General features: G+C 40.4%; 21 protein-coding genes and 1 pseudogene. 1 reads left to right on the top strand and 21 read right to left on the bottom strand.

Features of this window, described 5'->3' with window-relative positions; translation table 11 throughout:
* Window positions 1-180: 180 nt before the first annotated feature.
* From BLW54_RS19955 to BLW54_RS19870, 18 genes and pseudogenes are all read right to left on the bottom strand, one after another.
* On the bottom strand, window positions 181-1,002 hold the full coding sequence (locus tag BLW54_RS19955; protein ID WP_074736495.1) for a DUF3100 domain-containing protein: 822 nt from the start codon (window positions 1,000-1,002) through the stop codon (window positions 181-183).
* A gap of 949 nt (window positions 1,003-1,951) precedes the next feature.
* Window positions 1,952-3,979 carry a LacI family DNA-binding transcriptional regulator gene (locus BLW54_RS19950; RefSeq protein ID WP_074736493.1) on the bottom strand — a complete coding sequence of 676 codons (2,028 nt, stop codon included), beginning with the start codon at window positions 3,977-3,979 and terminating at the stop codon, window positions 1,952-1,954.
* A 130-nt stretch (window positions 3,980-4,109) separates the two neighbouring features.
* Window positions 4,110-5,080: pseudogene (locus BLW54_RS19945) on the bottom strand (sugar phosphate isomerase/epimerase family protein).
* Between the two features lie 19 nt (window positions 5,081-5,099).
* Entirely contained in the window at window positions 5,100-5,942 is an 843-nt protein-coding gene (locus tag BLW54_RS19940; RefSeq protein WP_341853323.1) for an ABC transporter permease, read from the bottom strand.
* A gap of 94 nt (window positions 5,943-6,036) precedes the next feature.
* A complete protein-coding gene (locus BLW54_RS19935) occupies window positions 6,037-7,539 on the bottom strand; it encodes a sugar ABC transporter ATP-binding protein (protein ID WP_074736489.1) in 1,503 nt (500 codons plus the stop codon).
* A 39-nt stretch (window positions 7,540-7,578) separates the two neighbouring features.
* Window positions 7,579-8,751, bottom strand: coding sequence for a Gfo/Idh/MocA family protein (locus BLW54_RS19930; protein WP_074736487.1), 1,173 nt, complete (start codon window positions 8,749-8,751; stop codon window positions 7,579-7,581).
* Between the two features lie 13 nt (window positions 8,752-8,764).
* Window positions 8,765-9,928, bottom strand: coding sequence for a substrate-binding domain-containing protein (locus BLW54_RS19925; protein ID WP_074736485.1), 1,164 nt, complete (start codon window positions 9,926-9,928; stop codon window positions 8,765-8,767).
* A gap of 52 nt (window positions 9,929-9,980) precedes the next feature.
* A complete protein-coding gene (locus BLW54_RS19920; protein WP_074736483.1) occupies window positions 9,981-11,153 on the bottom strand; it encodes a Gfo/Idh/MocA family protein in 1,173 nt (390 codons plus the stop codon).
* Window positions 11,154-11,175: 22 nt separating this feature from the next.
* Window positions 11,176-12,003, bottom strand: a complete 828-nt coding sequence (locus BLW54_RS19915; protein WP_074736481.1) for a sugar phosphate isomerase/epimerase family protein — start codon at window positions 12,001-12,003, stop codon at window positions 11,176-11,178.
* A gap of 1,029 nt (window positions 12,004-13,032) precedes the next feature.
* On the bottom strand, window positions 13,033-13,893 hold the full coding sequence (locus BLW54_RS19910; RefSeq protein WP_074736479.1) for a DUF421 domain-containing protein: 861 nt from the start codon (window positions 13,891-13,893) through the stop codon (window positions 13,033-13,035).
* Window positions 13,894-13,911: 18 nt separating this feature from the next.
* Window positions 13,912-14,118 (bottom strand): DUF1657 domain-containing protein, encoded by a 207-nt coding sequence (locus BLW54_RS19905; protein WP_074736477.1) that lies wholly within the window; start codon window positions 14,116-14,118, stop codon window positions 13,912-13,914.
* Window positions 14,119-14,130: 12 nt separating this feature from the next.
* Window positions 14,131-14,481: a stage V sporulation protein AE gene (spoVAE, locus tag BLW54_RS19900; protein ID WP_074736475.1), complete on the bottom strand. Its 351-nt coding sequence runs from the start codon at window positions 14,479-14,481 to the stop codon at window positions 14,131-14,133.
* Window positions 14,478-15,482 (bottom strand): stage V sporulation protein AD, encoded by a 1,005-nt coding sequence (gene spoVAD / locus BLW54_RS19895; RefSeq protein ID WP_074736473.1) that lies wholly within the window; start codon window positions 15,480-15,482, stop codon window positions 14,478-14,480. The genes spoVAE and spoVAD overlap by 4 nt, the downstream gene beginning before the upstream one ends.
* Window positions 15,482-15,961, bottom strand: a complete 480-nt coding sequence (gene spoVAC, locus BLW54_RS19890) for a stage V sporulation protein AC (protein ID WP_074736470.1) — start codon at window positions 15,959-15,961, stop codon at window positions 15,482-15,484. The genes spoVAD and spoVAC overlap by 1 nt, the downstream gene beginning before the upstream one ends.
* 13 nt (window positions 15,962-15,974) lie before the next feature.
* Window positions 15,975-16,430, bottom strand: coding sequence for a YhcN/YlaJ family sporulation lipoprotein (locus BLW54_RS19885; protein WP_074736468.1), 456 nt, complete (start codon window positions 16,428-16,430; stop codon window positions 15,975-15,977).
* Window positions 16,431-16,508: 78 nt separating this feature from the next.
* Window positions 16,509-16,715: a DUF1657 domain-containing protein gene (locus tag BLW54_RS19880; protein WP_074736466.1), complete on the bottom strand. Its 207-nt coding sequence runs from the start codon at window positions 16,713-16,715 to the stop codon at window positions 16,509-16,511.
* A 582-nt stretch (window positions 16,716-17,297) separates the two neighbouring features.
* Window positions 17,298-18,764: a phospholipase D-like domain-containing protein gene (locus BLW54_RS19875; RefSeq protein WP_074736464.1), complete on the bottom strand. Its 1,467-nt coding sequence runs from the start codon at window positions 18,762-18,764 to the stop codon at window positions 17,298-17,300.
* A gap of 126 nt (window positions 18,765-18,890) precedes the next feature.
* Window positions 18,891-19,574: a DUF421 domain-containing protein gene (locus tag BLW54_RS19870; RefSeq protein WP_139254230.1), complete on the bottom strand. Its 684-nt coding sequence runs from the start codon at window positions 19,572-19,574 to the stop codon at window positions 18,891-18,893.
* A 768-nt stretch (window positions 19,575-20,342) separates the two neighbouring features.
* Here BLW54_RS19870 and BLW54_RS19860 point away from each other — a divergent pair.
* Window positions 20,343-21,338 carry a LacI family DNA-binding transcriptional regulator gene (locus tag BLW54_RS19860; protein WP_074736460.1) on the top strand — a complete coding sequence of 332 codons (996 nt, stop codon included), beginning with the start codon at window positions 20,343-20,345 and terminating at the stop codon, window positions 21,336-21,338.
* A gap of 38 nt (window positions 21,339-21,376) precedes the next feature.
* Here BLW54_RS19860 and BLW54_RS19855 read toward each other — a convergent pair whose 3' ends face one another.
* From BLW54_RS19855 to BLW54_RS19845, 3 genes are all read right to left on the bottom strand, one after another.
* On the bottom strand, window positions 21,377-22,825 hold the full coding sequence (locus tag BLW54_RS19855) for a glycoside hydrolase family 32 protein (RefSeq protein ID WP_074736458.1): 1,449 nt from the start codon (window positions 22,823-22,825) through the stop codon (window positions 21,377-21,379).
* A complete protein-coding gene (locus BLW54_RS19850) occupies window positions 22,822-24,078 on the bottom strand; it encodes an MFS transporter (protein WP_074736455.1) in 1,257 nt (418 codons plus the stop codon). The genes BLW54_RS19855 and BLW54_RS19850 overlap by 4 nt, the downstream gene beginning before the upstream one ends.
* 528 nt (window positions 24,079-24,606) lie before the next feature.
* The coding region (locus BLW54_RS19845; RefSeq protein WP_074736453.1) for a M20 family metallopeptidase at window positions 24,607-25,942 on the bottom strand (1,336 nt) is incomplete at its 5' end.

Below are 25,942 nucleotides of genomic sequence, written 5' to 3'. Positions count from 1 at the left end.
CATTTTAAACGGCAAAATTTCTCGAGCCAACAGACCAGTAACACAGATAAGAAGCATTACAATCATCCCAGGTACAGCCGTCAACGGCAAGACATCATAGCCCACCCAATTCCCCACTAACGTAATGCCACCTACAATAATTAGAACAAACACCCATTCTTCAATCTTTTTTAACATTAGCTAAGCCCCCACATCGTTAACGTTCGATTTAGCTTTTGAGCCTTTCATTTTTGAAAAAAACGTGTACAGCTTTTCTGTCATCGGAAGCCCGATAAAGATACTCACATATAAACCTGTAGATATTGAAATTAGATTACTTGCAGCTGCAAATGCCATGATATCTTGTTCCATCTCTGGAAATAATGACACCAAGGAACCACTTGAAGCCGCCATCATACTTCCGCTGCCGACACCTGAGGCCATAGCAAGAGCTAAGGGGTGGATGGGGGTAACGGATGCCAGTACTCCGGCAATTAACCCTAAAAAAACAGCCCCGAATACGGTTCCAAAGATGTACATAGCCATTACACCCCGCCCTTCAGGAGAGTTGAAGCCATAGTAATCCATAATTAAGGCGAGATTTCCTTCCCTACCTGTAGAATGGGTCATTCCAATACTTTCTCGCTTCATCCCTAATGCGACAGCTACAGGCAACGCCAGAAAAATGGTTCCTAAGTTCCCGATTTCCTGAAGGAGCAAGGCAGGGCCAGCCTCAATGATTTGAACAAACGATGGCCCAATACCCAAACTAAATTTGGCAACCAGCAAACTCACTGCCAAGAAAACAAGCGTTTCTGCATTTTTTGATTGTTTTTCTTTTACGACAGGTGTGAAATAAAGCCCAACCCCAATAACCATCGCATAAAGCATGGGTAATAACAGAATAACCGCTGAACCCACAGGAATTTTGTGGGTTCCAATCGACTCGGTAATGAAAACAATTCCTAATACAATCAGATGCAAACGCCAATCCTTCCAAAGGTGAAATTGTTTATCCGCCAACTTTTCCCCTCCTCTTTAATTTTGACTCCTAATTTTTGGTCCTTATGCGACCTGTAACTAGAGAGTTCACCCTATGTTTTATAACGTTGCCACCCAAAGAAAATTGGGAGAATGAACAAAGCCTGTTCCTCGATCTCAAATAACAATTACTTATAGTGATTCAGCATGATTTCTCCGACCTCCAGTATTCTCCTGTAATGCGCTTGTATAAAAAGTACTTTTAAGATGTTGCAACTAGTAAAAAATAACCTCGCCCCCCCCCTTGGGAATTGGATTATTTTGCTGACTGACCCCTGGTAATAAATTGCTATTCCCCCCAAATTCCGTTTCCGGGAGACTTCAACATGACTAGATATACCTTCGTATATGTGTAAGTGTATATTGACTCAGCTTAAGAACCCTTTTCGTCACGCGACCAAAATTCGTATCCCCTCACTTTCAAACAATAGGAACGCTTCGTTATTTACGGCTTAATTTCGGTTATGACCTTAATAATAGAGGCACGAATATTTTTTGTAAACTGAATTTTCAGAATCTTTCTCCCAAAAATAAAAACAGGATGATCTAAATCATCCTGCTACAATAAAATACGATACAATTTTCTTGGCCTTCCACGGGGAGAGGGGGTTTCCTCGCCAGCTTCTTCCGCATACCTGTTCTTCTCAAGCAGGGTTAAAATTCAGTGTGAATTACCGTGGAAAATACTAATACCTGAGTCATACTCTCTTCTACCATTGATAAATCCCCTCTGGTTATCCCGGCTTAGGCTATTGTAGGAGAATCCTAAGATAACCCGGATAAAGTCCACTAGGATAATTCGAAAATTTCAAGTGATTTTTTCGAATTTGCCTTGACCAGGTAATCTTCAATTGGAATTCTTGTGGTGTTACACTAAATTGACTTAAATTTCTACCTCAACAGTAACTACTTGACCATTTCCTTATCCTCTTTATATTTTTGTAGGAAGGTAATATGGGTTTGCTTTTACCGCCTCTACAATTTCTTTTGAAGCACTCTCATGAAAAATACGTTCCCACATTTTTAAAAGGTTCTTCTGCGTTACTTCCACTGGTTCAACGCCGATAAATTTTGGAACATATTTATCGAGAACCGCATTGGCAGCTGCAAGAGCTAGTGCCCTCCCTTGATCATATGGCAGCTGGGCACTAATTTTTTTAATATTTTTTCCCTTAGCCATATTTAATGCCAATTCATAATCTAAATCAGCAGTACCGATTAGAATATCCTCCCTGTCTAATTCTTTTAAAGCCTCAAGCACTTTAGTGGCTGGCCCTTCCCATGAAACATATATACCCTCTATGGCAGGATATTCCTGAATGAGTTTTTTTGTTTTATCAATGACTTCACTCTCATCTTTAAATTGCTCTTCTCCCACAACCTCTAGGTCTGGATATTCTTCAACGAGAATTTGGTAAGCCGCTGTATCACGCTGATTGGTTGCATAAAAATCAGAGTCAAACGATAACATTCCGATTCGTGTAAGGCCCTCCTCCCTCATTGTACTACCAAGTCCACTGCCGGCCAGTCGCCCGTGTGACCACTCATTCACAGAAACACAGCTGATATAATCTTGCTGCTCCATTCCATGAGGAACATTTGTAATTAATATGAGCTTCGCCCTACTCTCTCCAATCTTTTTAAAAATTTCCGAAGTTTTATTATTTTCAGCGGGAATAGCAATCACTATATCTGGATCAAGTGCCATTAAACCTTCAAGTTGCTTAATCTGCATTTCAGGATCAAAATGTGCGTCTGTTACAGCAAGGAGTGAAATTCCCAATTCTTTAAACAGATGACGCATTCCTCTTTCATGAAGGTGCATCCAAGCAGCTCCTGTATAATGGAAGGAAATCACTGCCGTAGGCTTTTTACTGCGGACTGCTGCAACTTCCTGTTCAGTTATTTGAATCGAATCTACGGATGCAGCCTTTTCTCCAAATGGACCGCGTGCAATGCCGGATGTAGATTGGCGCAGCTGTATCTTTACTGGAACATAAGATGGTTCCTTTTCCTGTGATGTATCATTCCTGATATAAGAAAGAATTTTGTCGCTGATTTGCCCTACGTCTGGTCTTACAGCAGTTAATGCTGGGTTAAATAATTTAAACCAACGCCGATCGTTAAAACAAAGGATGGAAAGATCATCTGGACATTGCAAATTCCGGCTGTTTAAAAAAGTAAGTACTTGAAGGAGCGCAGTTTCATTAGTAATAATCAATGCAGTGGGTGGCTCTCTTTTAGAAAGAATCTCATGAATATTTTCGACTGCGGATGATTCTATTATATATTCCTTATTTAAAGAAATATCACAGTCCTTTAGTGCACTTTTGTACCCCTTTAGAATATCGTCAGGCACTCCATCCTGTTTAAAACTGTCATGCACCAGTGCGATTTTTGCATGCCCATGATTTACCAAATGTTTTACTGAATCATAAGCTCCTTTATAGTTATCAGATATAATTGTATAGGATTCATTTGTCTCAATCTCCGTAAAGCCAAGCGCGTTTTCACTTACAATGACTGTCGGGCTTGGTTTCAACGATGGATGAATTTTAAGTGATCTACCCAATGGTCGATCCAACAGTAGCACTTTTCCTTTATTTAGTCTTGGATTGGCTAGTGAATAACTGCTCAACGTTTGTAATAAATCTTCTGTTTGTACATGCACGATGTGCAATTCACTATTATCAGACGTCTTCTCCTGCAATGCCTGAATAATATCAGCCTGAAAGGGATGAAAAATGTCTGTAGAAAACACGAGGATCTGCTGCTTTTTATCTTTATGACTTGCTCCTCTTTTTTTTACGATAAAATTCGGCAATTCCTCTAAAGAGTCTATGACCTCTTCTACCCTTTGCACCGTTTCAGGACTAACATACCTCGTTCGGTTTACTACGTGAGAAACTGTAGCAACTGAAACACCTGCCATTTTTGCTATGTCTTGGATGTTTGCCATAACTGATTCTCCCTTCCACTATATATTACCTTTTTATATAGAATAACCGGTTCGTTTGAAATCCTGCCACGTTTAGTATGAACCCGGTTGGGAGTAAATTCAACTTTTCAATGTCTTTTTACGTAAAAAATCATGCCCACCACATAGTGACCGGTTTCTCTGCTAGAATGGCTTCCTGCACCGTTCGGACTGCTTTTCCCAATCCTTCCTCTGTAGATGCAAGCATATCTTCGTGCTCAATAGAAATTACCTCATCAAAGCCTACTGCCTTTAGCGCGCTGAATATGTCCTTCCATCGCTTCACAGATTGACCGTATCCTATGGAACGAAAACTCCAAGCTCTTTCTAAAAACCTGCTATATGCTTGGAGTCAAGTACCCCGTTCACTTCAATATTACGACTGTCCAAATAAGTGTCTTTAGCATGAAAATGATAGATGGCTTCATGCTTCCCTAAATACTTTATTGCTTCAACTGGATCAATTCCCTGCCATATAAGGTGACTGGGGTCTATATTTGCGCCAATGTTCTCTCCCGCTCGCTGGCGCAACTCAATCATCGTTTCCGGATTATAAACAACAAATCCAGGATGCATCTCTATAGCAATTTTTTCTATTCCATGCTGATATGCAAAGCTGGACTGTTCTTTCCAATAAGGGACGACGAGTTCCTCCCACTGCCACTTACGTAACTCAAGATACTCCGGAGGCCATGCGCACGTTACCCAATTAGGTACGCGAGCGTTAAGGCTGTCTCCTGGACAACCAGAAAAACAGTTTACAACCTCTACCTCCAACTGCTCTGCTAAACGGACTGTATCCTCCCATGTTTGATGATGGCCATGAGCAATTTCGCTCTGTGGATGGAGCGGGTTTCCCTGGCAACTTAGACCGCTAATCGTCATTCCCCGATCCTGAATTTTCATTTTAAGTTCTTGTATTTTATCAGGCTTGCCGAGTAATTCCTTCGGGTCACAATGATTCCTTCCTGGATAATTCCCTGTTCCTAATTCTACTGCTTGAACGCCAAGAATTTGAAGTCGATCAAGAACTTCATCAAGAGGCTGATCCTGATACAAAACAGTAAATACGCCAACTTTCATTCCTACTTCCCCTCCGTTGTTATGCCTTCTTTTTCTTTCGGCCAAACGCTACAGCTAAAATAATTATAATGCCCTGGACAACCATTTGCTGACTAACGTCAAGTCCTTGTAGTATCAGCGCGTTGTTAATAGTCCCTATCATGATGGAGCCAATGACGGTTCCTATTACTGTACCTACTCCACCAAATAGACTAGTTCCACCGAGAATAACAGCAGCTATTACAGACAATTCATCTCCTTCACCGAAGGTAAAACGTCCAGCCTGCAGACGTCCTGCGTATAACATGCCTGCCAGACCCGCCATCATCCCAGAAGCCATAAAGACTGTCATCTTAATCCTATTGGTTTTAATTCCCGAGTAAGTTGCAGCCATTTCATTCCCACCGGTAGCAAGCGTTTCTCGCCCAAAGGTAAATTTACGTAAAATAATATGCCCTATTGCTGCAATTATTAGCGTCCAAATTAGCAGAATGGGAACACCTAACACACTTCCAGAACCAAAAAGGAAAATATAGCTATCACTCAATATAGGAATAGGAGCAGTGCCTGACACCCACATAGCTAATCCTCGAGCGATCATCATCATTGCAAGCGTAACAAGAAAACTCGGAATAGCTACTCGTGTAACTAGATATCCGTTTACAAACCCGATTGCCAGCCCTGTACCTAATCCTACTAATACACCGGATATCATTCCTAAACCTGCCTGCATCGTCAGGGCAGTAGTTATAGCAGATAAAGCTGCAACGGAACCAACGGAAAGATCAATCTCTTTAGATGAGATAACAAAAGTCATCGCAACACCCATAATAGAAATCATGGCGGTTTGACGTGCGATATTCAGCAGATTATGAGTAGTCATAAACCCTTGCTCTGCCAACGTAATCGAAAAATAAATTAAAACAAGAACGAAGGCGATGTATACTATATATTGTCTCCAATCAAAATTTATCAATTTACCCTTCACCTTGGATGGCACGTTCAACATCCTCCTCACCTTTAATATCTTTTCTTTCTATTGAACTGGTAACCTCTCCATCTTTCATAATCAAAACCCTGTCACTCATGGCCAATAACTCTGTCATTTCAGAAGAAACGACCAATACAGCTTTCCCTGCATCTGCAAGCTCACGGATAATTTCAATAATTTCTATTTTTGCCCCAATGTCGACTCCACTCGTAGGTTCATCTAACAGTAAAATTTCTGTTTCGTTCAACAACCATTTAGCCAGTACTACCTTTTGCTGATTTCCCCCGGAAAGAAGAGAAACCGTCTTTTGTGTACTATCTGTTTTCACATTTAGTTTTTTTACCAGTTCTTCTACTTTCTTGTTTGCCTGCTGATTCTGCAAGACTTTGTTCTTTGAGAGTTTGTCCAGACTGGAAAGAATCATATTTTCTCTTACGGAATGACCGAGCACCAGTCCCTGCGAACGACGGTCTTCCGGTACGAGTCCCACCCCTTTTTGAATGGCCTCCTTAGGAGAAGAAAAGGAATCTCTTTCACCACGGACATTCACTTCTCCTCCACTTACTGGGTCCACTCCAAAAATGGCACGAACTGTTTCAGACCTTCCACTACCCATCAACCCTGCCAAACCTAGAATTTCACCACCATGTAGAGAAAAACTGACATTTTTCACACGGGAACCAGATTGTAGATTTTTCACTTCTAGCAACGGTTTTCGGTCTTCTTTTTTCGGTCTCTCTACCCACTCAAAGGATTTGACCATGTTGCCTCCGATGATATGATCAATCAATTCTTCCATTGTTATTTCCGAGCAGGGGGTCGTTATGACATTTGTTCCATTTCTTAGAACGGTAATTCGATCACATACTTGAAAGATCTCATCCATACGGTGGGAAATATATATAATAGTGATTCCAGATTGTTTTAGCTGATGAATCAGAGAGAATAGCACTTCTGTCTCTGTTTTTGTCAAAGTAGAGGTTGGCTCATCCATAATTAATATTTTTGTGTTTATGGAGAGTGCTTTTGCAATTTCTGTCATCTGCCAATATCCAACACTAAGGTTTTCTACTAAATCTTTCGGTGAAATAGAGAGCCCCATATCGTCAATAATGCGCTGGCTGTCCTTAACCATTTTTTTATCGTCGATCATTCCCAAAGATGTGCGTGGCTCTCGATGTAGAAAAATATTCTGAGCGACGGTCAATTTAGGAATAAGGCTGAATTCCTGAAAAATCATGGATACGCCAGCCTGTTGAGCGTCGCGAGTGTTTTCCAAATTCACTTTTGAATCCTCTATTTCAATCGTTCCATTATCAAGCTGATAAACCCCAGTTAAAATCTTCATTAACGTAGATTTCCCAGCCCCGTTTCCGCCCATCAAGGCATGGACTTCTCCGGCTTTGACATTAAAATTCACTTTATCGAGAACTGTGTTACCATTAAATCCTTTTTCAATTTCCTTCATTCGGAGTATCGTATTGCCCATACTTACAGCTCCTTTGCTTTGCGTAAGCAAGTAAAGTTTTTATTTTATAGATAAAGACTTTGTAATTTCCCATTGATTGTTAGCTGCAGAACGAAGAATAGCATCGCTTACTTCACTGATTCTATGTCCTTCTAAGAAAGATGGTTGACAGGATATATCCTGCTGGATAGCTTGAAGAAAATCGTGCATCTCCACCATTTTCACTTCGCTATAGCCAATACCTAACCCTGGAATTGGCCACAGTCCATCTCCGTAAGGATGGGCTGCTCCTGTATAAATTGTTTTATAACCGCGACGATCATCAGGATCTTCGGAAAAACAAACCTGCAGCTCGTCTCTCCTTTCATAGTTAAAATAAAGAGAGCCTTTTTCCCCGTGAATTTCAAAAGTCAAATAATTGTGACGACCCCAGGCGTTTCTTGTGGCCTCCAAACTTCCAACTGCTCCATTTTCAAAACGGAGCAGTGTGATCAACTGATCATCTACATCTACTAGGCCTTTTTTACAACTATCAGTTTTAATTTTTCCTAGAGAGTCAGCAACTCCCTCTTGAATGGGACGCTCTTTAACCCATGTTTTTGTCATCGCCATGACCTGTTCGATATCGGCTACTAAATAATGCGCTAAATCAATAATGTGGGTCCCGATATCACCTAGCGCACCAGATCCGGCCGATGACTCCTGGAAACGCCAGGAAAGTGGAGAGTCAGGATTGGCGGACCAATCCTGCAAATATGTGCCGCGAAAAGAGAGAATACGGCCAATCTCTCCATCTTCAATGTATTTTTTTGCTAGTGCAACAGCTGGCGTTTTCCTGTAATTAAAAGCTACCTGGTGTTTCACTCCCGCTTTCTCTACAGCCCCTAACATTCGCCTTGTTTCTTCAGAATTTCTACCAAGTGGCTTTTCACAAATGATATGCTTTCCGGCTTCGGCCGCTGCTACTGCCATTTCCTCATGCAGATGGTTTGGGGTGACAATGTCAACAATATCTATCTCCTTATCGTCTATGATCTCTTGCCAGCTATCCGTATAAGAAGTAAACCCCAGTTTGTGAGCAGCCGCCTTCGCCGATTCCAGTGACACATCTGCAATTTTATATGTTTCTAGAATGATGCCATCATCAAAAAACATAGGTGCTGCTGTCATAGCAAGTGAATGAGCCTTAGCCATAAACCCGCCGCCAATCATCCCTACCTTTAGCTTTTTCATGATCAAAACCCCCTCATTTTTTTTCCATTTCCCCTTGAATCTCTGGTGGCACTTCCTCGTTATACACAAGCTCCCACGATTCAAGCAGGTTATTCCGATTTACTTCTAGAGGCGGAACAGCAACATAAGGAGGTGCTTCCTTATCCAATAGAGCATATCCAGCAAGAATAGCTTCTGCCACTCCCTGGTCATAGGGAAGCTGTGCACCGATACCTTTAATATTTTGATCACGTGCCATATCAAGCGCTACCCCTGAACCGAGGTCAATTGTAGTTATAACCAGGTCATCCAAAGCTGCCGTACGCGCAGCAGCCAAAGCTCCTTCTGCCGGTACGTCCCATACTACGAATAATCCATCCAAATCAGCATTCCGCGTTAACATAGCGTTGACTACTCGTTCTCCGTCTTCTGGCTCCCCTATCCCTTCACGTTCGGCAATTTTAATGTCAGGATATTCTTCGTTTATTGTCTTTTCAAAAGCCTCTACCCGCTGCTCAGTTACAAAATAGTCAGCATCATGATAGATGACTCCTATTTCTCCTTCTTCTCCAAGCTCCTCTGCCATGCTATGAGCAGCAATGACACCATTCCCATAGTTATCCGCAGAGACAACGCTTACATAATCTTCTCCAGGAGAAAACCCTTTAGGTACATTGTCCATAAATACCAGTTCAACACCAGCCTCTTCTGCCTTTCGGTATGCACTGGCCGTGGACACTGGGTCTACCGGAACACTGACGAGAACATCCGGGTCTCTTGCTAGCAGTGTTTCGATATCAGAGGCCTGTTTTTCTACGCTAAATTGTCCATCTGTAACCGCGATGACCTCAATTCCCATTTTTGCGAAAGTCTGCTTTAACCCATCAATCTGTGCTCGGGACCAGTCATTTCCTGCATAATGCATCGCTATAGCTGCTGTATAGTCTCCTTCACTGATCTCTTCCGCTTCCTCCACACTCAGTTCAAGAGAATGAGCAGATACTGCCTGTTCTCCTTGAGGTCCTTCGCTATATATCTTTGATTCCGGAATATCAGGGTTAATCCGGATCGGTTCTGAAGCAACATCGATTTCTATATCTTCTGAGACTATCTCGTCACCGCTGCCTTTTTGTGCATCACACCCAGTCATTAAAAGTGTGAATAATATAAACAACCCTGCAAAGAACTTTGTTCTCATATTCCTTCCTCCCTTATAATCCAAAGTGAAATACTTTGAGTTATAGGAGAAATCATTTTACCTTCTCCCATCTGCGCGACTCCGCGGAAGCTAATACAGCTTCACATACTTGGTCCACCTTATAAGCCTCATTAAATGAAGTAGAAGGCTGTTTTTTGTCAGCAATCGCTTTCAAAAAATCGTAGCTTTCAATTGTTTTCAATTCACCATATCCAATATTCATACCAGGAATATTCCATGTTACTTCCCCATAAGAGTGAGCAGGGCCTGTATAAATCGTTTTAAATCCTCGACGGTCCTCTGGGTCTTCTGAGAAACTTACCTGGAGTTCATTCAAGCGCTCGTAATTGAATAGGATCGAACCATTCGTGCCATGCACTTCTACAGTAATATAATTATTTCGTCCCCAAGCATTCCGTGTAGCCTCTATACTTCCAACAGCTCCATTTTTAAAATTGACAAGAAACGATGCCTCATCATCTACATCCACCGGTTCTTTTGCTGCGTCAGGATCTACTTTCACAGTTCCAAGCAGGTCTGCTCCACCCTCCTGTACAGGTCTTTCCTTAATGAAGGTTCTAACGTTTGATACTACCTCTTCAATATCTCCGGCTAAGTACTGTGCTATATCTATAACGTGAGTCCCAATATCCCCCAATGCCCCAGCTCCTGCATATTTTTTCTGAAATCTCCAGGACAAAGGTGAATCTGGATCTGCGCTCCAGCTTTGCAAATATGTTGTACGAATATTGAGAATGTCGCCAATAGAACCATCTTCGATAAGTTTTTTAGCTTGAACAACTGCCGGTACACGGCGGTATTGATAAGCACACATTGCGATAATACCATCGGATGATACTTTTGCCGCTGCGTCTGCCATAGCTTTTGCGTCTTCAGGATTGTTTGAGATAGGCTTCTCACAAAGGACATGCTTTCCTGCTTCTAAAGCAGCTATAGAAATCTTCGCGTGTGAATCATTGGGGGTACAGATACTGACCGCATCAATTTCTGGGTCATTAATAATGTCATGCCAGTCAGTCGTCCATTCCTTAAAACCAAAACGATCTTTGGCATCCTTTGCTGTTTCCTCATCTATGTCACATACAGTTTTCAGTTCTGGAACAGCTGGTGCAGGCCAAAACAGCTTCGGTACGTTAGAATAACCTACAACATGTGCCTTCCCCATAAATCCAGCACCAATAAGACCAATCTTTAAATTTTTCATTTCAATACCTCTCCTTTATCTACTATTTAATATTTTTATTTAATGAAGTATTTTTTAGAAATTCATAGGATACTTTACATGCTTCTAGAGGATCCCCAGCATAACCGTCGATCTCTACTAGCCAATCCCCTGTATACGATTGGGCCTCAAGAAAGTCAATGATACCGTGCAGATCTATATTCCCATGCCCTAACGGTACAAACCCTTCCCCATCCCAGTCTTTCAAATGGATATAGGGAATTCGGTCTCTGTACTTTTTGATGATCTCTAATGGGTCACCGCCGCCTGCCGCTAGATGCGCAAGATCAGGACAAAACGCTATAGATGAGTAAGAAAAAAGCTGATCAATTTGTTCTGGTGATTCAATCATTGAACCTAAGTGCGGATGATAACTTGCAATCAATCCTTCCTGGCCCACTATAGATTCTGCCTCAGCTAATGATTCTGCCAAACGGGAGATGTCTTTTGGCTCTTCACCTGAAGCTCGAACCGCACCACCACCTAGCACGAGATGCTTCGCTCCTGCTTCAGCAGCAATTCTGGCTGTACGCTGAATGCGCCACAGTTCGTCCTGCCATGCATCTTCATAAATAAAATTTGCGCCAGCGTACACCCCATAAAGTGAAAGCCCCATTTCCTGAAGTTGTTCTTTAAGCTCTTTAGGCTGACTTGCGAATTGATCCAGGTTGCCATCGAACATTTCCACTCCGTTGAACCCCTGGCTCTGTATTTTCTGAAAAACTTCTACATCCCTGCACAAAGTTTCATAACGCACGTCTTTGATACTAGTTACTCCGCCGCCCGAACCTACTAAAGGACCGAATGCATTAGTCATATACCCAACATTCATTTTTTACCTCCTCACTATTTTATTACGTAAATAAATAAAATTAATCGCTTACATTCAGAATTTAACACTCTATGAAAACGCAGTCAATTATTTTTTGTAAAATTTGCGCAAATAATGAGATGGATTTACAAAAAACCGAGGCTTATAGTCTTTAAAATATGCAAATATAATCTAATCTTTGTTTTCTTACGTAAATAATGTTTTAATTTCATAGTGCACTTCCTTTTCTCGATGTTAAATAGCTTTCTCGATCAAATCGGAAAGACCCATTTTTCAGAGGAAAATCCAGTCAAAACCTTTTTGTAAGGTGGAAAAGCCCTCTCATATCAGGGGTTAGGGCGTTATCACATCGTGCCGCCTATTCAATTGCTAGTATAAAAGGAAAAGAATATGAGCCTATTAACGCGGACTTTTCTTCCAAATTTAAATTCAATTCCTAAAAATAAGTTCTCTTTGAATGTGCACAGTATACAGTCAAAATCCAGTCACAAAATCCCAAACAGACAGCCCTCTAGGAGATTCGTGTTCCTCGGGACGAAAGTTTGTCTCCGGCTTCCTTCAATTCAAGGTCACCTGTAGGACACCCTTACCTTTAACTAGCGGCTACAACGACCTTCGCCGTTCGGGACTTGAACCCTAGAGTTTATACCCATGCCGGGCACACAAAAGGGACCAGCTGTTTTTTTACAGCTGGTCTCTTTAAAAACTAATTGCAGTTGCACAAGAAAAGAGAAAAAGAAAGGATTCTTAAAAGGCTATTTGGACAAAAATAAACCGCCCGTAAAGGCGGTTTATTCATGCTTTTGTTAGATTCTTGGGTACTGTTTATATCATTCTTTAAGTTATTGATTTTCGTTCTTGCTCTTCTTCTTTATCCTTCCTTCTCTTGTTCTTTTGCAGATTCTTTACTTTCATCACGAGAAAACACGCTCTCTAAGTCATTGTGTTTTCTAACTTCTTTCTTGATACTGGCCTCTAAACGTCTCTATTAAGCGAACGACTGATTATCTAAAGAGACCATCTAACCTATTAATTCTTTAGATAAGGGGTTAATTTTTGCATCGATTCCTCAAGTTTCTTTGCATTCTCCGTATAAAGACTCTTAGCCGTTTTAGATTCTGTAGCTATGGCAAACAATTCTAAATCAGCCTGGCATTTTTTCATATTGGCAAGTAACAATGGCCTCTCCTGCGACTCGGAAACTTCGATTTTGTCATCAAATAAGTCCACGGAAAGGGATCCGTAGGAATCGACCTGGCCGAGGAACACATTTTCAATCGAAACATTCTGCTTATCTAACTCTGCCTGTAACCAGCCACGGTTTTTCCCAATGGTGGTCAGGGCTTCATCCAGGATTTCCCCATCCATGATCACTGTCTGAGGTTCTTTTTCATTCACACTCGTTAAACCAAGGTCCTTACGCGTCACCGGTCGATAATCTTTCTTAAGAAGGGCACTTACGGATCCGTTTGGTTCGAGGACAGCATATTCTACCTCCGAAAGATTAAAGATGTCCTTCCCTCTCAATAATTGGAGCAGCTCATCTGTGGAGTAGTTTTCTTTCTTTAAATTCTCTTCCAGTACTTTCCCATCCTTAATGACTACCGTACCTGACCCTTCTACAAGATCACGTACCCGTTTACGATATAGGGAAAGAATTTCAATAAGTAGTATTAGGACAGAAAAAGCGGTAATCCCGATAATACCGTTCCAGATCTTTTTATCAAGATTAATAATTACTTCGGAAGCGATACTACCGATGGTAATCCCAGACACATATTCGAAAAAGGATAGCTCAGACAGTTGCTTTTTACCTAATAGTTTTGTCATTAAAAATAAAACGATTAAAAAAATGACCCCTCTTACGGCCACATCCAGCCAATCTGGCACCTTGATCACTCCCTGAATTTAAAATCCTTTATACTGCTCTTCTTCCCGTTCTAATTCCCCAACGCGTTTCATGATGTCTTTTTTAATTTCTCCCATCACCATCATTTGTTCATGAAAGAGACGCTTTGCCTCTTCATCACTCGAGTTACTGGCAAGAGTGGAAAGGCCTGCTTCTATACTTTTTACCGTCGCAAGACATTGTTTGACGTTAGCACCTACTGTCATAATCTCCCTCCCTTATCCCTTTGGTTTAAAGATGATAGCCGCGATTGTGCCGAATATGATAGCGGCTGAGATACCAGCACTTGTTACTTCGAACATCCCTGTAATTACGCCTACAACACCGTAAGTCTCAGCATCTTTCATGGCACCGTGAACTAATGCATTCCCAAAGCTTGTAATAGGAATCGTAGCGCCGGCTCCAGCAAAAGCAATGAGAGGCTCATATAACCCGAACCCATCTAATACAGCCCCGGAAACGACTAATATACTCAAGGTGTGGGCAGGCGTCAGTTTAAACACATCGAACATAATTTGTCCAAGGACACATATCATACCGCCTATTAAGAAAGCCCAAAAAAAGATCATTCTTTCCCACCTCCATATTCAATGGAAACCGCGTGGGCGATACACGGTATCGTTTCCCCTTGTTGATAAGTCAACGGAGACAACAAGGCACCCGTCGCCACGACAAGCATCCGTTTAAATTCTCCTTTTTTCATTCGATTTAATAAGTGACCATAAACGACAACCGCAGAACAACCAGCACCACTGGCTCCTGCCAACACCGGCTGCCCTTCTCTGTAAATCATTAATCCGCAGTCCTGAAACTGTTCCGCTGTTACTTCCGTATGATGTTTAGTAAACAAATCGAGCGCACATTCTCTACCAATATGACCTAGATCGCCTGTGACGATTAAGTCATAATAGGACGGATCAATATCGCGTTCTTTCAAATGGGTTTCAATAGTATCTACCGCTGCCGGAGCCATAGCGCCTCCCATATTAAAAGGATCTGTCAATCCCATATCTACGACCTTTCCAATCGTAGCCGAAGTCACTCTAGGGCCTTCTCCTTTATTCATGAGCAGCGATACCCCTGCGCCGGTTACCGTCCATTGCGAAGTTGGCGGTTTTTGAGCACCGTACTCCGTCGGGTAACGAAACTGTTTCTCGACAGCAGCATTATGACTGGATGATCCGGTCAACACACAGTCAGCTCCTCCATGATTCACAAGAAAGGCGGCTAAAGCCAGGCCCTCCTTTGATGTGGAACAGGCCCCGAATAACCCAAGATACGCAGCTCCTATAGTTTTCGCTGAAAAACTCGTTGGTGTAATTTGATTGATCAAATCTCCCCCAAGGAAGAACTGGACATGTTCTTTCGTAATTCCAGCTTTTTCTGTAGCTCTTAAGGCTGCTTCTTCCAACATCACTTTGTGAGCTTTCTCGTACGTATCTTCTTTAAGCCAAAGATCTTCATGTAAGAAATCAAAATCTTCGGCAATTTTTCCTTTAGCTTCAAATGGCCCTCCCACTGTACCCGTGGAAACGATCACTGGCTTATTGTTAAAGATCCATGTCCGCATTATAGCCCACCCCACTCAACTAGAATGGTCTTAATCAAAGCGATAACAAAAGCAGCAAAAACCCCGGACATGATAACGGAGCCGGCCAGCTTAAACATATTTCCGCCCACTCCAAGGATCATTCCTTCGGTGCGATGTTCGATACAGGCGGAAATGACTGCATTACCGAATCCTGTAACAGGTACAGCAGACCCTGCTCCCGCGAACTGAGCCAATCGATCATAAACTCCAAATCCTGTTAAAAGCATCGTTAGAAATATCATTACAGCTATGGTAGGGTCCCCAGCTGTCTGTTCGGTGAAATTAAAGTTATATATGAAAAAGGTTTGAATGCATTGTCCAACTAAACAAATCAATCCCCCAATTAAAAAAGCTTTTATACAATTTTTTAGGATGGGTCGTTTGACTTCACGATCACTTTGAAATTGTTGATACTCCTGTTGGACCGGAGTCAGATTCTTTTTCTTATTATCGGACATGTGAACACCTGCTTTATTGATTTCTTTTAGAGAGCTTGATGAGTCGATCGATTTCTTTTATGACTTCCTTCTTACTGACTTCCTTGTTCTTTATTTGCTGCTTCAACTCTTTAACTTCTAAACGAATTTTCAGATCTAAAGAGAGTGTAACCTCGTGGTCTGGAAATTGTTTTTCGGCTTGCTTGGTTATTTTCTTTTCTATCTTTGATATTTTAAAACGCTCATTATGTGGGATTTGAGCCGCAATTAAAATCTTTTTATCATCGTTTACAGCTTGAATGTCTTTTAAGTGGTTTTTCTTTTGCAAAACTTTCTCTGCTTGTTTTGAAGGTTTTTGATCAGCCGGTTGTTTATTAGTAGAAAGTTGGACAGTCTGCGAAGATTCATCCTTTTTTTTTGCTTCATTCCCCGCCTGACAGCCAGCAGCCAGTACCACTATTGTAAGCATTAAGGTTAAAAATCTTTTCATATCTAGTTCACCACCCTTGGTCATGCGGGTAATAAAGGAAAAGGTCAGCAGTAATGAGCTAACCTTTTCCGTTCGCCATTATTGTTGTTTGTATTGAGGTTCTTCTCCTTCAATCTGAGTGACACGGGCTTCTAAATTAGTAATTAATTCTTGTGTGTCTTTTGCGGACTGTTCATACAGCTGTTTCGCTTGCTGGTTCTCTGTCCCCAGCGCAAACGTTTCGAAACTTGCCTGGGCACTTTTTAGACCTGCTAATGTTGTCTTCACGTCATTTATTACAGTCATTTCTCTCGCTCCTTCATTTCATTATTACCATAGTTATTTTGCACAAAGGAAAAAGGATCATGACTTCCTATTTATTCCATGATATAACACCTTATCCGTTTTTCTTATGAAAGCCAGTTTACCAATGATAATAAGAATTAATGTTTAAGAACGGTATCCAGTCATAGTCCAGTCACCAAAAAAGCTCGGATGAGGATATCAATTTGACTAAGTATCAAAATACATAAAAAAAGTATAAACTCCTCTTATGTGAAAAAGGGTTTACACTTTTAATAAGACTATGCAAGCAATATATTGTCTCTATATATTTCAGCTTAACCACTCTTCCTCGATTCCGAAGGCAGGATACTTACTACTTCCCTTATTAATAGAAGCCAAGCAAACGCTATTGCAATAGCTATTAACGATATCGCATCTGTAATCTAATTACTATCTCTCAAAAGAAAAGCAGATATAATTAACAGAATCCCCGGTACTATATGGGATCGGCAAGTTCTTATACTCTCTTTTATACTGTCTCTAGATAAGAAGTTAGGTTTTATAAAAAAGCATATAAATAGTTCAGCTATATTTTTTTACATCCTACAACAGCGGAGACATAAGGCGAGCGCTTTGTTCCACTAAGCGCTTGGAAAAAGAACGCTGTTTCACTTCTTCTATTGTTAACTTTTTAGACTCTGATAGATCACGTTCGAATTGCACTGTGAGTTTCTTGGCCATGTCTTTACTATAATAAAATTGACATGTCTCGTAATTTAAACGGAAACTTCTCATATCATAGTTGGCAGCCCCTATTTCAACTATCTCTCCGTCAATGACCATTTGCTTCGCATGCAGCATTCCTTTTTCATATAAGAAAATATTTACGCCTGCTTCTAATAGTTCTCCGTAATAGGTACGGCTTGCAGTTCCTACTACTATTTGGTCCACACGGTTTGGAACTATTATCCTAACACGCACACCTCGTAACGCAGCCGTTTTTATCGCCATAATAATATCCTCATCAGGTATAAAATAAGGAGTAGTGATGTCAATAGTTTTGACTGCTTGGGTTATACAAATGAAATAAGCTTCTCGGATAACCGGAGTTGGAATGCCTGGATTTCCTTCTAAGGTATGCATATGAACTTCTTGTGCTTTTGTAGTCGATTCTGTATCAAACTCCTTGATGTTAAATTCTGTGCTCATTTCTGTTGTCCACTCTATTGATTTGCCGGAGGAAATTTTGTTTTTTGTACCTTTTGTTTCTGTATCCCTGAATTTGCTCTTTTCCACTTCAGCGGTGTTCCAATGGACATCAAAAATCCTCTGTAAATCTGCTGAAGCTTCTCCTGAAATGTGTACATGCGTGTCACGCCAAAATCCTACGTCAGGCTTCAATCCCGTATACTCATATCCAATGTTGATTCCACCAGTAAATGCTTCCTTTTTGTCTATCGTAATTATCTTGCAGTGATCTCTATAATTCCAGTTTGACGTTATCCAAGGAAAGCGTAATGGAAAAATTGTTCGGCATTCAATTCCAACATTCATCATGCGCTTGATTTCATTGCGGGGAAACTTCCTGCTTCCCCAGCCATCCCTTATAAAACGAACTTGCACTCCAGCTTCTGCTCGTTCGATTAATAATTCCGTAATCCTCTTACCTATTTGATCATCACGGTAAATGTAATATTCAAGATCGATCGTTTTTTGGGCATTTTTTAGAGACTCGAAAATGTGTTTGTAAGTTTCAATCCCGTTTATAAGTACTTGGATTTTAGCACTATGCAGTCCATTTACACTTAATTTCTGTAATGCATAAGCGATGCGTGAAGCTGATGGACTAAAGGAATGCAGCTCACCGAGGTTATCACTTGAAAATGAGAGCCTTTCTTTATGAATACGTTTGGGGTCTACTGTACTAATATAGAATACAAATCCAACAATTGGTAAAATAAGACAAATCGCCAGCCAGTTTAAAGCCTTAGCTGGTCTGCGGACTTCGCGGACTGCTATAATTAACATAACTATGGTATTTATGAGGTATAACCAAAGAATCCACTGCAATGGGATCCCTCCCTTTTTTTATAACATTTGCGAGCCTTGACTGTTTTATACATGGAGGGACTGATAAATTGTCGTTGATTTAGTTAAAAGCTGATCTTAATGATTTAAAATAAGCAGGAAGAGTTGTTATTTAGGACTTATATGAATACCCTCACTTTTTCTCCAATCTGCATAGAAAATCTTGGTTTTATCATTATACCCATTAGCTGTTAGTTCATTATTTAGCCACTCTTCATCAAATCCACACTCACTTAAATTGTCCCATAAAACTTCACCGTCAATAATTAAGCTGATTGGTAGATCTACAAAGCTTTCTGGCAGGTTGAGATCTTGCTTGTCTGGTTGTTGGTATTTAGATTTTAGCAGTGTGCTTATTTGACCATTAGGTTCGAGTGTGCCGTACTTGACTTCACGTACGGAGAAAACATTATTTTGTCGAAGTAAGCTTAATATTTGATTGATATCTAATTTGTTTTTTTTCGCTATATTTCGGTCTATGATACCATCTCGAATGATTATTGCAGGTTTCCCTACCAAAATAGAACGTGTCGATTTTATTTTCAAAGTAAGAAATTCTACACCCAACATCAGCAATGTCCACAAACCGACAGCATATAAAAAAGACAAAATTCCGATATCGTCTTCATAAATAGTATTTTCTAAAAACCCCCCAAGCAATAGCACAAAAACTAAGTGAAATGGTGTTAGCTGATAAATGGCTGTTTTTCCTGTTAAGATGACAATGAAAAAGAGTGTAAAAAAACCAATGATGACTTTCATTGTCAGTAAGTCCATACTAATAGAAGCCAAAATATTTACCTCCTGTTTGTGAAATTCTAATTTCTATAATTTTCAACATTTTAACTAACGTAAAAAGAACATCCCTTTTATTATGAACATTTAAGCGCATATCACTAAAATTTTGAACATTTCCATGAAGTTCCAGGCGTCAGTCGGGCTGGATACTATAACTGGTTGAAAGCAGAAGAGACAGGGCAGCTAAAAGCGCGCGAAAATGAGGCCGATTAAGAAGATCCTTCAAAAGGTGTTCCCTGACCATCAAGTTAAAATAGGTGCCTTACAGGTCAAAATATCTTTAGAGAATGATGAATCGACTCTTATGAATCACAAGGTTATTCGTCTTATTATGATAAAATCAATGGTCATTAAAAAGCAACGCTTTTATTTGCGTTGCTTTTTCAACTTTTGCATCCTTTTTTCCAATGACTACGTAAAATAAACATTACTAAGCATAGTTTTAAAAACTGCATTATCTCGAATTCAAATCTTCCAGAATACTGCCCATTTCTTTAAGACTCAGTTTCGAGATAATAACCCTTGGCCAGACAGCATTAACGAGGTCCATTTAATAGTCCTCGCTCCCTATTACGTCGTATAAGATATTCAGTTCATAATTATAATCTTATCTTCATCTACCCAATTTTCTGCTCCTTTTCTACAACATTAGGGCGCTTGTCTCCTATTAGAATCACTTTGTTATTAAACCTTCTGCTAAATGTATCTCCAAACTCATTTCAGAAAGTATGAATTGGTAGTATAATGAAGGTGGTGATTTAAATGTCCAATATTAAAATAAAAGACGTCGCTGAACTAGCAGGTGTTTCCACAGCTACTGTATCTCATGTAATTAATAAGACTAGGTATGTATCAGAGAAAACAGCTGATCGTGTACTTCATGCGATGCAACAACTAAATTATCGACCTAATCATGCAGCTCGGAGTTTAAGAAGTACAAAAACGTATACGATAGGGTTTATCATGCCTGTACATAAAGAAGATACTTCAAAATCATTCTTTATGTCTATTGCCGAAGGAATTGAGGAGACCCTAAAAAAATATGGGTATCACGTTATTGTAAGTAACTCAAAAGAAGATTTGGAGCTTGAAATGGAACAGCTGCAATTACTAAATGACCAAATCACTGATGGTATTATTCTTGCTACCACCTGCAATGATTTTCATAAACTTAAGGATGTCCTCATGGAAGACCATCCACTTGTTCTCATCGATCGTGTCCCTAATGGATACGCCGGTGATTCTGTATCTATTGACTCCTATGAGGGGACTATTCAGGCTATCAAGCACCTTAAAAATAGGGGGTATCGTCGCATAGGGTATGCAGGCGCAGATTTGTCGATTAGTACAGCAACAAAGCGCTTAGATGGATTTCGCCACATACAACAGGAGGTGCCAAACCTTGAAGATATGATCTTCATTGGAAAGCCTACATATAAAAGTGGGTATAAGATGGCCCCTCAAATTATCCAACATGGTTTGGATGCTGTTTTCATAGCTAACAACGTGCTTGCAACCGGCATTGTGCACTACTTAGCAGAGCATGGCATTTCTATCCCTGAAGAAATAGGGATCGTAACATTTGACAATTTTGAGTGGACGCAAATTGTTTCCCCATCCTTAACTGTGGTCGATCAACCTGCTTACGAAATGGGAGTAGAAGCTGCTAATTTAATCCTTGACCGCATTCACTCAATAGGTAAAAAGCCTGTTCAAACCGTATTACAACCAACTCTAATCAAAAGAAACTCAACATAAAAAAGTAGACAGTTCGTAGTAAACTGTCTACTTTTTGTTTATGATTTATCTAACTTCCAGATATTAAACTGATTAAGATTTGTTGGTTGATCTGCAAAAACCTCAACCCTGTCACTTTTGCTGTCTGGATAGACACGATTGGTAATCACTTTTTCCCCATCATTAATAAATACTTCGACTGAACAACGATCGATGTAAATATGAAGCGATAACTCCTCACGTTTTTGTATGTTAGCGATAGCTACACCCGAGACTTTCCCTGCTTTATTTAAGTCAACCATTACCTCTCCGGTATCCGTACAATACTTTATTTCGGTGTATTCTTCCCCATCCTCTGACTTCAGCACATGTATTCCAAAGGCATCACTATTACTGTTGGATAGATCAAAGGTTGCCTTAATCTCTAATGACTGTCCTTTCATGTCAGGAGTAAAATCGTTAGATACCACCACATCAGAATGTCGTTCATGTTCGTTCCGGATAAATTGCAATTCTTCAACAGGGAGGAAACGTACCTCTCCTTTCTCATTAAGCGTGATTTCACGTGGAATTGTCATAGCTCCTGCCCATCCCTCCTTCTTTGTGGGGAAATCAGTTCCCCACTGATCCATCCACGCTATTAGGATACGCCTTCCTTTTTCATCTAAGAATGTTTGAGCAGCGTAAAAGTCAAAACCTTCATCCACCTCAACGAAATAATCTTTCACAAAATGATGTTGTTCATAATTCATATCGCCAACAAGGATAATATTTTTTCCGTCATTCATATTCATCGGGGATACGATTAAAGCATGCTTTTCTTGAATCGGAAAAAGATCCGGGCATTCCCACATATCCCCTAATTTCCCATCACTTTGGGCAACTAGGCCACAGTAACTCCAACCCATTAAATCCTCCGACTTGAATAAAGCTGCACCACCTCGTCCTGCTTCACTCGTTCCAACAACCATATACCACAATCCCTCGTGGAACCATACTTTTGGATCACGAAAATCAGAACTGAGTGACTCAGGTGGTTGTGAGATGACAGGGTTGGCTGGACTTTTTTCAAAACGAGTACCATCCTCTGTAGTCGCGATGCATTGAACTTCTTTCGGCTGCTTACTATCAATATGTCCTGTAAAAATTAGAATCAGTCGATCATCTTTAACTACTGCACTACCTGAAAAACAGCCATACCCTTCATCAGGTTTCCCCTTGTCATAATCTTCTGAAGGGGCTAAAGCTACAGGTTGATGATCCCAATTAACGAGATCCTTACTTGTCGCATGTCCCCAGTGCATGGGTCCCCAATCTTCAGAATATGGATGAAATTGATAAAATAAATGGTAAGTCCCTTGATGTTGAATTAACCCATTAGGATCATTAAGCCATCCAACAGGTGCTGTAAAATGGTAGACAGGTTGAAAACTCCTCGCTTCTAATTCATTTAGTTTTTTTTCTACAAAGGTGTTTGCCTTTTCAATTTCTTTTTTATGATGATTCAACTTAACTTCTCTCCTTTATTTAGATGATAGGGCATTCGTGATTCCCTGGGAGTTTCGTTATCCCTATTGAGTGTAAAAAAGGACATAATAACAAATAAAGCTACAATGGATCCAAGTATATAAAAGGTAGTTTCATAGGTAGTTACATCATATAGATAACCTACAAGTGATGAAAAAAGAATGACACCAATTTCACTTGAAATTTTAAACCCGACCAAATATACCGTTGCTGATAATCTAGCATCAAAGTTAAGTGCGATATATTTAAACACAGCAATAAGAAGGATAGGAAGCTCTACTGCATGCAGCAATTTCATAAAAGAAATCCCAAATGCACTTGATACATAAGCTGACCCTACAATACGGAAAGCCATCACACTTCCTGCAAGTACTAACGACTGCTTAACGCCAATCTTCTTGACAATATACGGAGCAATGAATAAGAAAAGCGCTTCCACAAATACTTGAAAAGAATTCAAGTATCCATAAATTTGATTGCCTGTATTTTGATCAGCAAACTGTTGCACAAAATAGACGGGGAATAACTGCTGATCATAAACCGTATAAACACATACCGTTCCAAATAAGTAGATAAGTAAAAACCAAAATACCTTGTTTTTTAAAATGGTCGCTAAATCCTCTTTTGAGAGGTCGCTTGTCTCTTTTTCCTCTGTCGCTGAGACCTCTACTTTAAAGAAAATGTTCAATATAAAGAAAACAATCCCAGCCACCGAAGCAAGCCAAAAGTTGATATGTGGGTTTATACTCAACAATGTCCCCGCACCAAATGCTGCCACGGCATAACCTAAAGATCCCCACATTCTTGCTTTCCCAAACTCAAAGTCATATTTCCGGCTAACCTTTTCCGTATAGGATTCTAAGAAACCAGCACCTGCCACAAAACCAGCACCTAAATAAATCGCTCCAAAAACGGCTCCTAGATAAAAATTAGATAACAATAATGGTTCATAGACGTATATTAAAAATGGTCCAATGAAAACAAGAACGACACTTTGGAACCATATTAAATGCTTTTTGGTACCCAATTTGTCTTGAATAATCCCATAAAGCAACATAAATAGTAGTGCACTAAAAGAGTTAAAAGAATAAACGGTTCCCACTTGCGTACCTGTTAACCCAAGTGTGTTGTTTAACCATATGGCATAAAAAGACCACCAAATAGACCATGTGATGAAGAACAGGAATAGATAGCCAGATGAAAACCAATATTTGCTGTTTGTAAAAGTTTTCATTATTTCCCTCCAAATCTACTATTAATCAGTTAAGTAATCGTTTACGTAATCGATTACTTTGTATTGTAAGGGGTTTCAGGATGAATGTCAATAACAGAATAGTAGAAACATTCATTAGTAGAAATTGTATTATATAACCCTTTTAGAAAAATCATTAGGAGTTTTAGATTAATATTAGAGGGCACTTTTCAAGTCTTCGGATCTAGCTACCACTAAATGAGTACAAAAATAATAGGAAGGGTTTGAACACTGAATATGATCCAAAATGGAAATACCTTGTATCTTCTTTTTAGTGATAAGAAAAGAACTGAGCGCGAGTAAACTACCCACGATCAGTTCTTTCTGAAGGGACATCCGTTATCCTCAACACCATGTACACCTCTATCATTCTCTGTATTCATTTTTCAAGCACAAACCTGCATGGTACATCCATCAATTCATAGTATTTATCAGTGGGACAAGGGCATACTGTGCAGTCAACCTTAAAATCTATATTACATCAGACCATTGCTGTTATTTATGACCCTCTTAAGACTTTCGTGGTGGCTGGACATTCTCCGGAGGAAGAGAGTCATAAGTTTCTCCATCCAACCTTTCCAGGAGTTCGACCCTTGCCTTTTCTATTAACTCCTTATCTTGCATGGTTTCAATAGCAGTACAGGCTAGGGATTTACCTGCAAGGAGCATCGCTTGATGTGCATAATTTTGCTTTCCTTGAGCTACCACTTGCCATGTATGGAAAGGTGTAGCAAACGCCCATGTAGATGTTACGCACTGCGCTGTCGGAACGTTCCAACTCACATCGGCAACATCAGTGGAGCCCCCCAAAAATGTTAAGTTATCTGAATAAGGCAGTACATCATCAGCGATTGGCCTTTCAATCATCTGTGAAGAAAGTTGCTTGCTAAATTGTGCATGGGCCGTTTCTTTTTCTTTATCAGTAAAAGAACTATACATCGCTTTAGTAAATTCTATATCTTCATCATTGACCTTAGGGAATCCTAATTTCTCCATATGATGATGCATAACTCGTTCCAAAGTACTGTTAGGAATTAAATTATGGCAAGATCCTTCAATTTGATGTTCCATCCTTGTTTGTGTCATTAAAGCAGACCCACGGGCGATATCAACCACTCTTTGATAGAGGTTTTGGACTTGATTTGGATTCTGAGCTCTGATCAAATATGTAACTTCCGCTTCCTCTTGTACAACATTTGGGGCAATACCACCAGTGTTAGTGACTGCATAATGAACACGTGCTCCATCCACCATATGTTCACGCATATAATTCACACCTATATTCATCAGTTCCACCGCATCCAATGCACTTCTTCCCAGGTGCGGAGCAGCCGCGGCATGGGCACTACGGCCTCTAAACTTAAAGTGTGCATGAATGACTGCATTTGAAGTCGCGTGCATAACAGCATTCACTGTTCCAGGATGCCAGGAATAAGCAACATCAACCGAATCAAATAATCCCTCCCTAGCCATAAATGCTTTCCCATAACCACTTTCTTCAGCCGGACAACCAAAATACTTAACGGTTCCTGAAAGATCATGCTCCCACATGTAATCTTTAATAGCGATCACCGCAGCCAAAGACCCTACACCAAGCAAATTATGTCCGCAGCCATGTCCATTCCCCTGCGGTAAAACCGGATCATATGACTTACTCCCCGCCTTTTGACTGAGACCTGCCAGTGCATCATATTCACCTAGCACTCCAATGACCGGACTCCCTTCTCCGAAACTAGCGATAAAACCTGTCTTAAGCCCAGCCACTCCCCGTTCTACCGTAAAACCTTCTTCCTCAAGTGCATCACACAACAATTTAGCCGAGCGAAACTCTTCAAATCGAGTCTCC

Origin of the sequence: Halobacillus karajensis (assembly GCF_900108515.1) — a bacterium.
Taxonomy (GTDB): domain Bacteria; phylum Bacillota; class Bacilli; order Bacillales; family Halobacillaceae; genus Halobacillus; species Halobacillus karajensis.
This window is presented reverse-complemented; position numbering and strand designations above follow the sequence as displayed.